Origin of the sequence: Spirulina subsalsa CS-330, assembly GCF_028330765.1 — a bacterium.
In the GTDB taxonomy this organism is placed as follows: Bacteria; Cyanobacteriota; Cyanobacteriia; order Cyanobacteriales; family Spirulinaceae; genus Spirulina; species Spirulina subsalsa_A.
In genome coordinates this window covers 22,930-37,467 of sequence record NZ_JAQMTY010000187.1, presented here as the reverse complement: position 1 = coordinate 37,467, position 14,538 = coordinate 22,930, and the positions used below count along the sequence as shown (strand labels likewise).

The window sequence follows — 14,538 nt, the reverse complement described above, 5'->3', positions numbered from 1 at the left end:
TTGGTGGTCTTCTTCAACTTGGAACCCGCTAACTTTGGTTTTCAAGGTTCGGTTTTGGTGGCTTGGTTATCGCCATTCCAATTCTAGTCCATTAAAGCCGTCCTAGAAGGACGGGGTTTTAAACCCAAAATTTTTGATAACCACCCCATTCTTCCCACTTCTCTCAGATTCGGCTCCGTGTAGAATGCCGCATCCATCACACACAATCCCTCGCTTGTCCATTGCTCCCCAAACTCCTTCATCACTTGGGCAAACTCCTGATTGTCTTGGGCGTTCCCGCTCGCTACCTTCAACCACAGCGGTACTCCCCCATCGGCGCTACACATCAATGTCATCACACACTGTTTCAAGTCCGGTCGATGGTCTCTTGAGTACCCTCGGCCCAGTCGAATCCCTTTCGGCTCTGAGGAAGATGTCTCTTCTGTCTCTGATTCCTCTTTCCCCTCATACTCTCCTGTCACTGACATTGATGTCGCATCCAAGTGCCTCTGCTCGATTCTCACCTTAAATCTTCTCACTGCTTGCATTGCCGCCTTGAGGAAAAATGCTGTTGTTCCTGCTGCGTATAGCTCATCGAGTACACGACCCAGCCGGTCATCGTTGAGGTGCTTTGCTTCTACTCCCTCCCCCAGTAGGTGTGATACCGCTTTGCTTTCAAAGAACTCGCTGAATAGGTACAATGGCGCACTCACAAACCCCAAAGCGTTCAAGATCATCGCTTTGAGCACTTGTCCTCCACTCACTTGCTCTAGGCTGTGGGGTTCGATGATTTCATCCGTCAGTTCCACTAGCCCTAGCTCGTCGATGACTCCTGCTACTAAGCCCAGATGGTCTATCTCCACGGTACTTTTCTCTGTCTCTAGGGGGTGCTTTCTACCTTAAACCACCACACCTTTTTTATTTTTTGTCAACCTGCGGAATGTCGGTTCAATGGAAGGCGGTGCGATCGCGCCACCCGCTACCTCTACGAACAAATCCTCACCGAAGAACGCGCCTACCACCTCGACCACACTTCCTTCCCTCCGACAGCCTCACCGCCGCCTTTGTCTTTTGTTCAGATGCTGACAAATCGGATATCGGCAATTTTAATAAGGCGACGATAAAAATTGCGTTCTGATTGACCAGATTTATCACCTGCGATCAGTAAAATCGCTTTTCGTCACGAATCGAAAGCAAAAGAAACTCGCTACACCCCACGATTAAACTCAAATCCCAACTCTTTCATATTAGCGTACTTAGAATCATTTAAGGTATCCACTTTCTGTGGCAGTGATATCAACAATTAGAATACCTTGAGAATTTTCCTAATGGATATTTCTTACTTTACCACTGTCACCCCCCCCTAAATATTCAGTTTAAACCATCTAGTTCTTTTTGAGCTGCTTCACATTCAACTGTTAACTCTTCCTCATTGCAATATCCTTGCAAAGCAGCACTTAAATCAGCCTTGGCTTGAGGATAATTCCCCAAATCTTTATAGAGTACGCCTCGATTAAAATAAGCATCAGCATTAGGCATACTTTTTAAATCAGCACGAGGATTAGGATTTAGATGGATTGAGTGATTGAAATCGGCAAGGGCAGCTTCATTATTTCCAGAGTTTCGATACGCAATACCTCTCATATTGTATATGAGAGAAATGAATGCATTACTATTTGATCCTGTGGTTTGAATCCAATGTGTTGTATCTTTAATCACAAGTTCATACTGCTCCAAACGGAGGGCAAGATCAATACGAGAATCTAGATATTGGGGAGCGTCAGGACTAACCTCTATCGCTCGATTTAAATCCTTGAGTGCTTTTTTATTTTGTCCAGAAAAGTAGTACAAATAACTACGTTGATAATATAGTTCTGGCAAATTGGGGCTGGTTTTGATTTCTTTTGTGATTTGTAAAATTTCTTGCTTGTACATTCGTTGTTGCTGCCATTGACTACATCCTAATAAGCCGAAATTTACCAGTACAAATACGCAAATAACCTTGACATAATTATTGATTTTCATTACTTTAGACCACAATAATGGTGTGCACTTTACTATGTCTAGATTGTAGCAATTATTGATTGTAGTTAATTTAGTCAAACATCAAAAAACATAGTAAATGTGGACTGTATAGAATACCTTAGCAACAAAGCAGGGCGGGCAATGCCCACCCTGTTTTGTTTAGTTGGATCGAGTGTTCAGAATGCGTGCTACTTCACAGCGGCGGGCATTCCTAGAATGTCCTCGATTTTGGGCATTTGGTCGAGGGGGATGACGCGGCCTTCGTCCTCAAAATCGGCGATTTGGTCGAAATTGAGATAGCGATAGAGTTCGTCCGCGAAGGGGTCGAGTTTTTCCGTCACGATCGCTAAATATTCCGCCACCGTCGGAATCTTACCCAGCAGCGCACAAACCGCCGCCAACTCCGCCGAACCCAGATACACTTGCGCCCCCTTACCCATGCGGTTATTGAAATTCCGGGTCGAAGTCGAAAACACCGTCACGCCATCTTCAACGCGGGCTTGGTTGCCCATGCAGAGCGAACAACCGGGCATTTCCGTCCGTGCCCCCGCCGCAGCAAAGACCCCGTAAACCCCTTCCTCGCGCAGTTGCTTTTCATCCATGCGCGTTGGCGGACAAATCCAAAGCCGGCCCTTGACCGGGCCCGCCCCTTCCAGGATTTTCGCAGCGGCGCGATAGTGGCCGATATTGGTCATGCAGGAGCCGATAAACACTTCATGAATCGTGTCGCCCGCGCATTCGGACATCAGTTTGACATTATCCGGGTCATTGGGAGCCGCCACGATCGGTTCTTTAATCTCGTTGAGATTGACCTCAATGGTGTCCACATAGTCCGCATCGGCATCAGCGGACATCAGTTCCGGATTGGCGAGCCATTGCTCCATTTTTGCCACGCGGCGCATTAGGGTTTTCGGGTCTTGATAACCCCGCGCCACCATGTTTTTCAACAGGGCCACATTCGATCGCAGATATTCCGCCACCGTTGCTTCACTGAGCTTGATCGTCGAACCCGCGCAGGAGCGTTCCGCTGTCGCATCGGTGAGTTCAAAGGCTTGCTCAACTTTGAGATCGGGCAACCCTTCCATTTCCATGATTCGACCGTTGAAGACGTTGATTTTGTCGCCTTTGCCAGCGGTGAGTTTGCCCTGTTGCATGGCGACCCAGGGAATCGCGTTGACGATATCCCGCAGGGTCACGCCGGGTTGCAGTTCGCCGCTAAATTTCACCAACACCGATTCCGGCATATCCAGGGGCATCACCCCTAAGGCGGCGGCGAAGGCCACGAGGCCAGAACCTGCCGGGAACGAAATGCCCAAGGGGAAGCGGGTGTGGGAATCGCCCCCGGTGCCGACGGTGTCGGGGAGGAGCATCCGATTCAGCCAGGAGTGAATGATGCCGTCGCCGGGTCGCAGGGCCACGCCGCCACGAGTGGCGAAGAAGTCGGGGAGGTTTTTGTGGGTGGTGATATCGACGGGTTTGGGATAGGCGGCAGTGTGGCAGAAGGTTTGCAGGGTGAGGTCAGCGGAGAAGCCCAGACAGGCGAGTTCTTTGAGTTCGTCGCGGGTCATGGGGCCGGTGGTATCTTGGGAACCCACGGTGGTCATCAGCGGTTCGCAGGATGTGCCGGGACGAATGCCGGGGAGACCGCAGGCTTTGCCGACCATTTTTTGGGCGAGGGTGAAGCCGTTGCCGGTGTCGTCGGGGAGGGTGGGGCGGGTGAACAGGTCACTGAGGGGGAGGCCGAGGGCTTCGCGGGTTTTGTCCGTGAGGCTGCGACCGATGAGCAGGGGAATCCGACCGCCAGCCCGGACTTCATCAACGATGGTTTCGGGTTTGAGTTCAAAGGTGGAGATGGTGTCGCCGGCTGCGTTGGTGATTTTGCCGGCGTAGGGGTGAATGGTGATCACGTCGCCGGTGTTGAGGGCGTTCACGTCGCATTCAATGGGGAGTGCGCCGGAGTCTTCGCAGGTGTTGAAGAAGATCGGGGCGATTTTACCGCCGAGGACAACACCGCCCGATCGCTTGTTGGGGATGAAGGGGATGTCGTTGCCGATGTGCCAGAGCAGGGAGTTGGCGGCGGATTTTCGGCTTGACCCTGTGCCGACGACATCACCGACGTAGGCGATGGGGTGGCCCTGTTCTTTGAGTTGGGCAATGGTGGCGAGGCCGTCGGGCATCCGCGATTCCAGCATGACGGTGGCGTGGAGGGGGATGTCGGGGCGGGTGGTGGCGTGGGGGGCGGGGGAAAGGTCGTCGGTGTTGGTTTCGCCGGGGACTTTGAAGACTGTGACGGTGATGGTTTCCGGGAGTTTGGGTTTGCTGATGAACCAGTCGCCTTCGGCCCAAGCGTCGATGACTTGTTTGGCGTGGGGGTTGACTTCGGAGAGTTTGAGTACGTCGTTGAAGGCATCGAAAACGAGGGTGGTTTTGCTGAGGGCGATCGCTGCCGTCGATGCCACTTCTTGATCACGCGATTTCAACAGATCCACCAGGGATTGCACGTTATACCCGCCCACCATCGTACCGAGGAGATCGATCGCGCCTTGTTTGGAAATGAGCGGACAGGGGATCTCGCCTTTGGCAATGCCGGTTAAAAATCCTGCTTTCACATAGGCGGCTTCGTCCACACCGGGGGGAACGCGATCGCGCAGCAACATCAACAATTCTTCTTTTTCCGCAGCGGGCGGATTCTTCAGCAGTTCGCACAGGTCTGTGGTTTGGGCGGCAGTGAGGGGGAGGGGCGGAATGCCCAGAGCAGCGCGTTCGGCCACATGGTTGCGATAGGCTTCAAGCATCAAGGTCTCCTCAATCTAGATGGGGTGAATACAGCGATGGAGGACAGTCCATCCTCACTGATCACTTTAATCGTTCTCTGGCCGGTCGGGGCGATGGAGGCGATCGCAAATGTCAAGAATTGCCGGAATTTAAAATCAGCGATCGTCAAAGCCCTCTCCTGGGGGAGAGGGTTGGGTGAGGGGTTGCACAAACTCATTCAGCCCTTTTCTCTTAAGGAATACACCCCGCTGCTCGACATTGCGCGATCGCCGCTTCCACCATCCCCCCCAATTCCGGCGATACCCGCGCCACCGGAGCCATGCGATCGCGAATCCGCGCCTCATCAATCCCGTGTTCCCGCCAGGTTCCCCCGTGGTTGGCCAAATTGAGCAAAAACGGTTGGAGGCGATCCAGGGCGATCGCAAACTGGGCCGTCACCGTCTCCCCCGCCTCAAACTCATCCCACAGTTCCCGGTAATCCTGCCCTTGATCCGACGGCAGCAGCCCAAAAATGCGATCGGCCGCCCGCTGCTCCCGCTCCGCCTTGTCCGCATTGCCCGCCACATCGTAGCAAAAGGTATCCCCCGCATCGATTTCCACCAGATCATGAACGAGCAAGAGCGCGATCGCCCGGTGCAGATCCACCCCCAGCGGCGCGTAGTCCGCGAGGGCGATCGCCATCAGTGCCAAATGCCACGAATGTTCCGCACTATTTTCCCGCCGCGACCCATCCGCCAGTTTCGTTTGTCGCAACACCGTTTTGAGGCGATCGATCTCCACAATAAACCGCACCTGAGCCATCAAGCGCGGCTCCAATCCCACCGGCAATAAAGATATCATTCAAGCCATGCTCCAGCAACACAGCCCCTATCTTAACGAGCCGCCGGCCCCCAAGCCTCGACCCCAAAAAAAAGAGCCAGTGGGTCAAACTCACTGAACTCTAACCTTGCTATTCTTGAAGCGAGCGTGGAGAGAGTCGAACTCCCGACACCCAGAACCGGAATCTGGTGCTCTATCCACTGAGCTACACGCCCTTAATCGTTTAGGAATTATAGTCTACCATCATATCGCCCACTCTGGAAATACCGTTGCTGAGAACACCGTTAGCATTCACACATGGCTCTCTCTGTAAATTTTCCCTTGTGGAATGGAAAACCCGTAGGTTATCTAGGAGAGAGCGAAGCACCATGGCTAACCTACAGCAAAGATCGCACGAGGGGTGAATGGAGTCGTGGTGAATTGATGGCAACTTTTGAGCATCCTGACCAGTCTTGATCTGTACTTAAGATTGTGTGGGTTAACGTGAGACAGGATCGGCCGGACTGAAGGATTGTTGCCAATGGTGAGATGCTGAGGAAATTAATGCTGATTTTGCTGTGATCCCAACAAGATTCCTTCTCGCCATGAACTATCCTAAAATTTCCAGCCCTTGGACTGTTTAATCATCGCATGCTAGACCATACCGAGTCTCATCTACCCAATTCATTCCCTGCCTCTCCCGCGTCCTCCTCATCTCAGTCCGCCTCTCCATTTGTGGCGGGTTCCTATCGCCGTGTGCTGATTGTGACTCAGTTTTATCCGCCGGACTATGCCGCCACGGGGCAATTGATTGCAGAATTAGCGGTGCATTTGAGTCGGATGGGGCTAAATGTGCGTATATTTACGGGGCAACCGGGCTACGCCTTTGATCGGGAGTTTGCCCCCAAACGAGAAGCGAATCAACAGGTGGAAGTGCAGCGATCGCGGGCCTCACGGGCTTGGCCCTTGCGGGTTAGAGGTCGAGCGATTAATGGTCTCTTGTTCTGTATGCGCACTGCCATGCACCTGATCCGGGTCGCTCGCCATCGAGATGTGATGGTGGTGACGAGTGAGCCGCCCTATTTGCCGGTGTTGGGGTATTTGGCGAATCGGCTGCTGGGTCTGCGGTACATTTGCCTCCTGTATGATCTCTATCCAGATGTGGCGGTGGCGTTGAACATGGTGTCTTCGCGCCATTGGTTGGTGCGGTTCTGGAATTGGCTGAATCGGCAAATCTGGCACCAGGCGGATCAGATTATTGTGCTGAGTTCTTCAATGCGCGATCGCGTCTTGGCTAAAGCCCCCCACCTCGAAGCCAAAATCAGCGTCATCCCCAGTTGGGCCGATCCTCAATTGATCGTACCCATGGACAAAACGCACAATTGGTTTGCGCAACATTATGACTGTGTGAATACCTTCACGGTGCAATATTCCGGCAACCTGGGACGCTGCCACGACCTCGACACAATTTTACGGGCGGCGGAGTTACTGCGGGATGAACCGATTCAATTCCTGTTCATTGGGCGGGGGGCACAACTGCGGGCTTGTGTGGAGCGAGTGGCGCGATCGCAACTGACCCGCTGCCGTTTCCTCCCCTACCAAGACAAAGAAATCCTCCCCTACTCCCTCACCGCCTGCGACCTCTCCCTCGTCAGTATCAGCCCCGGTCTCGAAGGCCTCGTCGCCCCCAGCAAGCTCTACGGCATCCTCGCCGCCGGTCGCCCCGTCGCCGCCATCTGCGAATCCCACTCCTACCTCCGCAAAATCCTCCACGAAGCCCACTGCGGCCAAGCCTTTGAAAGTGGCGATGCCGCCGGACTCGCCCACTACATTCGGACACTGTCCCAAAGCCCTAAACTCGTCAAAACCCTCGGTCAATCCGGACGGGACTACCTCGACCAGCACTACACCCCCAGCAAAATCGCCCAGGCCTACTGGCAAGTGCTCACCCAAGATTAAAACTGGATGGACGATCAGAGTGCGAGGGGGGCGGGCGGTGCGATCGCGCCAGCATCCCTACCCCTCCCACAGACAGGTTAAGGCGAAACCACCGAATTTAGCTTCAACCCCTTTAGAGCTTGTTTAAAAAGTGTCTTTAATAGAAAGGCAAGGGGCTTAAGCCCCTTGTTTCCATTGAGTGAAGCTCATGGTTTGGATCTGAGTTTAACTTTTCAAACAGCCTCTTAAGATCGGATTAAAAGCTAAATGCGATCCTTAATTTTCTTATTTACGTTTTAGGTCTTTAAACTCCCCAGGTAGGATTCGAACCTACGACCAATCGGTTAACAGCCGACCGCTCTACCACTGAGCTACTGAGGATTGAAATTTCAGCGACAGTTACCTATTGTATGGGATTGAACAAAAAAACGCAAGTTATTTTCTGTTAATTTGCCCAAAGACCTGTAACACCTCCGTTGCGAAGCCCTTGCTGCCTCAAAATGCAGGGTATCGTGAAGGAAAGCCGCACCCTTGACTCTTCTGCCTCTATGTTGACCCACCACCGCTGTCCAGTCTCGCTGTCTTTCGTGGCGACCAATCTCCCCCTCTGGTCAGCGTTTGACACCTATGCAACGCTCTATCAAAAAGACCGCGATTGTTTTCATCTTCTCCTCAAACACCCCGTCTTTCCCCGCACCGGCGAAGACTTCACCGCAGCCCCAGACCCCCAAAAAGCCGGACTCCTCTGGTTTGAATTTTCCTCCCAACGGGTGTTAATGACCCTCCAGGGACGGAGTCAACTAGGTTATCGTCACCATTGGGCCAACGGAGTCTACGGAACCTCCCGGTACTGGCTCCACGATGAAACCGACCACCTACACAGCGCCATCCGGTTACGAAATTTCACCCGGCGGCTCGTCGTCTCAGGCTATCCCCTACCCGATCGCATCCAAATTGAATATGAACTCTGGTCGGGTGACTTGATGTTAGGGTGTTACATTGTTCATCTGGACTTACACCTCTAAACCCCATGCAGTAGATTCAGTCCCCAGAATTTCCACAATCTGTCACGATAAAGAACGAAACACTTTTAGCAATCCGCTCAAACGAGTCTATGGGAAACGATCGCATCGTTTTACTCTCCAAACGTGAAATTGCCAAAATGCGGGAAGCCGGCAAACTAGCGGCCCAACTCCTGGACCACCTCGCCCCGATGGTCAAACCCGGCATCAGCACCCTTGAACTAAATGATGAAGCGGAACGCTGGACCCAAGCCCATGGAGCCATCAGCGCCCCCCTGGGATATCACGGCTTTCCGAAATCCATTTGTACCAGCATCAACGAGGTGATCTGCCACGGCATTCCCAGCGCCACTGAAATTCTCAAAGATGGCGACATTATCAACATTGATGTCACCCCCATTCTCGACGGCTACTACGGAGACACCTCCCGCACCTTCTTTGTGGGTGAACCGTCCCCCCTGGCCAAACAACTCGTTGAAGTGACCGCCGAATGCTTGCAGCGCGGCATTGAAGCCGTACATCCCGGTGGACGAGTGGGAGATATTGGCGCGGCCATTCAAGAACATGCCGAAGCCCATGGATTTTCGGTGGTGCGGGACTTTGTCGGCCATGGCGTAAATCGGGTCTTCCATACCGCCCCACAAATTCCCCACTATGGCACGCGGGGCAAAGGGAAAAAACTCCGCCCCGGCATGGTGTTCACCATTGAGCCGATGATTAATGAAGGAACGTGGGAAGCGCAGGTACAGGCCGATGGTTGGACAGCACTCACGAAAGATCGCAAACTCTCGGCGCAGTTTGAACATACGATCGCAATCCTCGAAACGGGGGTTGAAATTCTAACGCGCCCCGCTGATGATTAAGCCACAGGCCTCCCACCCACCCGTTGAAGTCCAGTTATCGAGAACGTCCCTATGCAACTCACCCCCCAGGAAAAAGATAAATTATTGATTTTCACCGCGGCCCTCCTGGCCGAGCGGCGCAAAGCGAAGGGATTAAAGCTCAATTACCCCGAAGCGGTGGCCTATCTGACGGCGGCGATCCTCGAAGGGGCCCGCGAAGGGCGCAGCGTGGCGGAACTGATGACCGCAGGAACGTCCATCCTCACCCGTGCCGATGTGATGGACGGGATTGCGGAAATGATTCCGGACGTGCAAGTGGAAGCGACCTTTCCCGACGGGACGAAGTTGGTCACGGTGCATGATCCGATCCGTTAAGGATCATGGCTGGGGACGAGGCAACTGTGGAGGGTATTGAGCAGATTGTTAATGTTGATCGGTTTGGGGAGGAAGGCTTTAAACCCTAGTTGTTTGGCAGTTTGGGCGGCTTCGTTGGAGTTGAGTCCACTGGTGGCGATCGCAATCACCTCCGGGTTAATCTGCTGCAACAGAGGCAGCGTCGCGGGCCCATCCATAATCGGCATCATGATGTCCATCACCACCGCCTGGATGCTGCGGTGATGCTCAGAATACAGGGAGATCGCCGCGAGGCCGTGGTTGGCGGTGAGGACGCGATAGTGATAGGTTTCGAGGGTCGTTTTGATCACATCACAGACCACCTCTTCATCATCCACCACCAAAATTAACTCCTGGTTACCCACGGGCACTGCACCCGCCGCTTCGGACTGCTCAGAAAGGGCAATATGGGCCGGGAGATAGACAATAAAGGTACTGCCCCCTTGGACGGCACTGTGAACATCAATAAATCCCCCGTGACTTTTAATGATGCCCAAGACCGCCGAAAGACCGAGGCCGGTTCCCTTGCCGATTTCTTTGGTGGTGAAGAAGGGATCAAAAATACGCGGCAGGAGTTCGGGGGCAATCCCCATGCCTGTATCGGCAATGGTGATTTGCACATGGGGGCCCGCGATCGCATCAAAATGCTGCCGCGCTAACCCCTCATCCACGATCCAATTCATCGCCGTCATTTGCAGCGTGCCCCCCAACGGCATCGCATCGCGGGCATTCACACAGAGATTCATCAACACCTGATGCAACTGGGTTAAATTCCCATTCACCATCCATAAATCCCGCTCCAGATCCATCGTGATTTCAATGGATTTAGGCAGTGTTTGACGAATCATCTGCTGAATATCCGTGAGCAGATGGCCCACTTGCAGACAAATCCGCTTATCTTCCATGCCCCGCGCAAAGGACAAAATTTGCTTGATCAACTCACTCCCCCGGCGGGCACTGGTTTCCAGAATATTCAAAAGATTGAGATTTTGGGCATCGAGATTGGGCAGTTTGAGGGGGAGAAGTTGAGCGACGGAGAGGATCGGGGTGAGGATATTGTTGAGATCATGGGCAATGCCGCTGGCTAATGTGCCTAAGCTTTCGAGGCGTTGGGCCCGGAGAAACTGGGCTTCGAGTTGCTTTTTTTCGGTGATGTCCATGTGAAGGCCGATCAGGCGTTGGGGTTTGCCGTCACGGGCCGGAAAAACGGTGCTGGTGACGGCGATCCAATGGAGTTTGTTGTCCGGCCAGTGAATCCGAAATTCAAGATTGAGGCCAATATGACGCTGGCGGGTGTGGTCGATCGCCTGTTGAAGACGGGGGCGATCTTCGGGATAGATGCGTTGGAGCCAGGTGTGGTGGCGATCGCCAAACTCTCCCGGCTGTACCCCATACAGGGCCTCTAATTCCGCCGTCCACAACACCTGATCACTGGCTAAAATCCATTCAAACGTGCCAATTTTGCCCACCTGCTGCGCCAAGGTGAGCCGCTCTTGAATTTGCTGCCGCCATGCCACTTCCTGCTGGAGGGATTCATTGGCGGATTTTAATTCTGCTGTACGCTGGCTGACCCGCAATTCTAGGGTTTCTTTGGCGATCCGGAGAGCTTCGGCGGCTTGCTTGCGCTCGATCGCATAATGAACCGCCCGGCTCAACATTTCCGCGTTAATCTGCCGTTTAATCAGGTAGTCCTGGGCTCCGTGGCGCACCGCTTGCAGTGCCAGTTGATCATCGTTGGTGTTGGTCAACACCACAATCGGCAACTGGGGCGCATGGTGGGTGATCGTATCCAAGGAGGCGAGGCCGTAGCTATCCGGAAGGGTGAGATCCAAGAGCACGACGGCGATCGCTTCTTGTTCTGCCCGGTCTAGGAGCGTCGTGGCGGCTTGGAGGCGTTGCACATGGAGAAAACGACTGTTGGATAAGGGACTGCCCCGCAACACTTCTTGGAGAAGGCGAGCATCGGCCAAGCTGTCTTCAATGAGCAGAATCGTACCGTGGCCCGTCTTTAGTGAATGTTGGGGGGTAAGGTTGTAGTTTCTAACCAAAATTCTTCGATCCCCCGCACAATTTTGAATAATTGGCTCAAATTACGTGATTTGGAAATGTAGCAGTTGACATGCAGATCATAGCTATTGATGATGTCATCTTCATGGCGTGATGTCGTCAGTACAACAACGGGAATGCGTTTTAAGGCCGGATCAGTTTTAATCTCAGCCAGAACTTCCCGCCCGTCTTTTCGGGGCAGGTTGAGATCCAGCAAGATCAAATCCGGGTATACGATGGGGCAATCGTCAAGACCGCGCAGATGGGCGATCGCTTCGACCCCATCGCGGGCAATGACAATGTCAAGGTCAAGGGTACTCGTTTTGAGCGCCTCTTGAATCAGGCGAATATCGCCAAGATTATCGTCCACTAACAAAATAGTTTTGCGTTTTGCGTCGGTTGACATGGTGACGATCGCGATCCTCCACAGGCAGAGTGAAATAAAATGTAGTGCCTTGTCCAAGCTCAGACTCTACCCAAATTTGGCCCCGATGACCTTCGACAATCTTTTTACAGATTGCCAGGCCAATCCCAGAACCATCATATTCATCACGAGTGTGCAGGCGCTGGAAAATCACAAAGATGCGATCGGCAAACTGCACATCGAGGCCAATACCGTTATCCTGCACCGTGAACAGCCACACATCGTCCTGACGTTCTACCCCCACATGAATCTGCGGCACTGTATCCGGTGAACGGAACTTAATCCCATTACTGATCAGATTTTGAAAGAGTTGCATCAGTTGCGTGGGGTCTGCCATCACCACCGGCATATCATCCCAGGTGATTTCGGCATGGGTTGCCCCGATCCGGCTCCGGACATTGGCGATCGCCCGCTCAATGGCCTCCTGCACCTCCACCGACTCACACTCAATCCCCCGCGCATCCACCTTGGAATAGGCCAACACATCATCAATCAAGGTTTGCATCAAGCTCACCCCATTCACCGCAAAATTAATAAAATCCTTAGCATCTTGGTCAAGCACCTCGTCATAGCGCATTTCCAACAACTGCACATAGTTCGCCACCTGATTGAGCGGCTCTTGTAAATCATGGGAGGCCACATAGGCAAACTTTTTCAGTTCCGCATTCGACCGTTCCAAATCCTGCGCCAACAGGGCCAACTCTTCCGCTTGGCGCAGCACATTATTGACGATCGCTTTGCGCAATTCCAGCACCGCCCGCACCTCATCTTGCTGCCAGGGCAACGCCGTCAGTTTTACCGTCTCTTTCCACAACTCAAAGGATTGACGCGGACAGAGTTTCACCTCGCCCTCGTGTTCCTCCACATGGTACGCCTGTTGAGGGTTTCCCCCCCAATTCACCGTTTGCAGCACTTCCGGGCGGAACCACATCACAAAACTGCGCTGGGCCAACGGAATCGCCAACAAGCCACTGGCTAAGCCCTTAAACCGTTCCGCGTCAAAATAGATCGACGGCAGCGAATCCGTGACCAACACATCATCCGCGATCGCCTTCGTCAACCATTGCCCCAACCCCTCCAAATCTTCCCGGGCCGGCGTTTGCCCCACCAGCGTCCATTGATTATTAAAATAAATCGCCGCCCCCGTCGCCTTCACCAAATCCAGCAACAGCGTCGGCGTTTTCACCAAACCCGCAATAAAATCATCGGCATCAGACATCGCCTCGATTAGATCCGCCTGCACCCGCGCCAGCTTAATCCGGTAGCGATAATCCGCCTCCTCCTCACGGGTAGACAGTTCTGCAAAAATCACCCGCCCTAAAAATTCACAGGCCTTGCGCAGTTCATAGGAAATCTGTTTCGGGGTGCGATGGTGACAGGCAATCAAGCCCCACAGCCGATCATCCTTAATCAGAGAAATCGTCAACGATGCCCCCACCCCCATGTTTTTGAGATACTCAATGTGACAGGAAAAGGGACTGCGGAGAATCGAAAGGGTGAGATCCGTCGGCTGCTGGGTTTCGGGATGGAGGGCAGGATAGAGGGGTACGGGTTCCGCTGTGACATCGGGAATGGCCCGAATCCAGTTCGAGAGAAACAGTTTGCGGGCCGGGGCGGGAATGTCCGATTCCGGGAAATGCAGCCCTAAATAGGAATCTAGTTCTTCAATTTTCGCCTCGGCCAACACTTCGCCGTGGTTATCGTCATTGAACCGATAGAGCATCACCCGATCAAAGTCCGTGAGGTTGCGGACTTCTTGGACAATGATGTGACAAAAATCGTGGAGATTGGTGGTGGTGGTGATGCGATTGATCGAGGATTTCGCCAGGTGATAGAAGCTGAGGAAGGGAATCTGTTCGAGGGCGATCGCAGGTTCGCATTCCATCACCAAACTGCCATCCGCCGTGCGATAAAACACCGCATCAAACACGCCATACTCATCCCCCTGGCGACGAATCCAGATTTTGCTCGGATTAATGGGGTCGAGGGTTGCCGACCGTAAGCCCGCTTGAATTTTCTCCATCTGCACCACATCGAGGAGCGTTTCTAGGCATTGTCCCAGGAGATCTTCGGGGGCAAATCCCAACAGCCGCTGCGTATTACGGCTCACTTGCAGAATCGTTAAATCCGGTTCACTCAGCACCAAGAGCATGCCATGGGATTGAATCTGGGGCAGGGTATGAATCGTTGGTTGTTTGAGTTGACTAATATCGTATTGTTGGGCTGAAAAAGTAAGACTCGTCATGATCCCTGCTCCATACGGCACATAATAAATGGGGGGAATTGAGATGCCATC

10 protein-coding genes, 2 tRNA genes and 2 pseudogenes are annotated in these 14,538 nt (G+C 53.2%); 4 read left to right on the top strand and 10 right to left on the bottom strand.

Annotation, left to right across the window (positions count from 1 at the left end; genetic code table 11):
* Positions 1–128 precede the first annotated feature (128 nt).
* The 6 genes and pseudogenes from PN477_RS13270 to PN477_RS13250 form a co-directional block, all read right to left on the bottom strand.
* Positions 129–842, bottom strand: a pseudogene (locus PN477_RS13270) (IS1634 family transposase); the annotation flags it as partial.
* 212 nt (positions 843–1,054) lie between these two features.
* A pseudogene (locus PN477_RS20895) lies at positions 1,055–1,261 on the bottom strand (type II toxin-antitoxin system RelE/ParE family toxin); the annotation flags it as partial.
* Positions 1,262–1,350: 89 nt separating this feature from the next.
* Complete coding sequence (locus PN477_RS13265) at positions 1,351–2,004, bottom strand: tetratricopeptide repeat protein (protein WP_272119728.1); 654 nt, start codon at positions 2,002–2,004, stop codon at positions 1,351–1,353.
* Between the two features lie 188 nt (positions 2,005–2,192).
* Positions 2,193–4,799, bottom strand: a complete 2,607-nt coding sequence (acnB, locus tag PN477_RS13260) for a bifunctional aconitate hydratase 2/2-methylisocitrate dehydratase (protein ID WP_272119727.1) — start codon at positions 4,797–4,799, stop codon at positions 2,193–2,195.
* A gap of 211 nt (positions 4,800–5,010) precedes the next feature.
* On the bottom strand, positions 5,011–5,619 hold the full coding sequence (locus PN477_RS13255) for an HD domain-containing protein (protein WP_272119726.1): 609 nt from the start codon (positions 5,617–5,619) through the stop codon (positions 5,011–5,013).
* Positions 5,620–5,740: 121 nt separating this feature from the next.
* A tRNA-Arg gene (locus PN477_RS13250) sits at positions 5,741–5,813 on the bottom strand.
* Positions 5,814–6,312: 499 nt separating this feature from the next.
* On the opposite strand from PN477_RS13250, the gene PN477_RS13245 reads away from it, so the two are divergent.
* On the top strand, positions 6,313–7,536 hold the full coding sequence (locus PN477_RS13245; protein ID WP_272147335.1) for a glycosyltransferase family 4 protein: 1,224 nt from the start codon (positions 6,313–6,315) through the stop codon (positions 7,534–7,536).
* A 288-nt stretch (positions 7,537–7,824) separates the two neighbouring features.
* Here the strand turns inward: PN477_RS13245 and PN477_RS13240 are convergent.
* Positions 7,825–7,896 (bottom strand) — tRNA-Asn (locus PN477_RS13240).
* A gap of 167 nt (positions 7,897–8,063) precedes the next feature.
* On the opposite strand from PN477_RS13240, the gene PN477_RS13235 reads away from it, so the two are divergent.
* From PN477_RS13235 to ureA, 3 genes are all read left to right on the top strand, one after another.
* Positions 8,064–8,540 carry a hypothetical protein gene (locus tag PN477_RS13235; protein ID WP_272147333.1) on the top strand — a complete coding sequence of 159 codons (477 nt, stop codon included), beginning with the start codon at positions 8,064–8,066 and terminating at the stop codon, positions 8,538–8,540.
* Positions 8,541–8,629: 89 nt separating this feature from the next.
* Positions 8,630–9,400, top strand: coding sequence for a type I methionyl aminopeptidase (gene map, locus PN477_RS13230; protein WP_272119723.1), 771 nt, complete (start codon positions 8,630–8,632; stop codon positions 9,398–9,400).
* A gap of 51 nt (positions 9,401–9,451) precedes the next feature.
* Positions 9,452–9,754: an urease subunit gamma gene (gene ureA / locus PN477_RS13225; protein WP_272119722.1), complete on the top strand. Its 303-nt coding sequence runs from the start codon at positions 9,452–9,454 to the stop codon at positions 9,752–9,754.
* Here the strand turns inward: ureA and PN477_RS13220 are convergent.
* From PN477_RS13220 to PN477_RS13210, 3 genes are read right to left on the bottom strand one after another with little or no spacing between them, the layout of a single operon-like run.
* The gene (locus PN477_RS13220; protein ID WP_272119721.1) at positions 9,751–11,820 is read right to left on the bottom strand and encodes a hybrid sensor histidine kinase/response regulator; all 2,070 of its coding nucleotides are present in this window, start codon (positions 11,818–11,820) and stop codon (positions 9,751–9,753) included. The two genes, ureA and PN477_RS13220, sit on opposite strands and share 4 nt — an antisense overlap.
* Complete coding sequence (locus tag PN477_RS13215) at positions 11,781–12,224, bottom strand: response regulator (RefSeq protein WP_272119720.1); 444 nt, start codon at positions 12,222–12,224, stop codon at positions 11,781–11,783. Before PN477_RS13215 ends, PN477_RS13220 begins: the two co-directional genes overlap by 40 nt.
* Positions 12,178–14,487, bottom strand: coding sequence for an ATP-binding protein (locus PN477_RS13210; protein ID WP_272119719.1), 2,310 nt, complete (start codon positions 14,485–14,487; stop codon positions 12,178–12,180). The genes PN477_RS13215 and PN477_RS13210 overlap by 47 nt, the downstream gene beginning before the upstream one ends.
* Between the last annotated feature and the right edge of the window lie 51 nt (positions 14,488–14,538).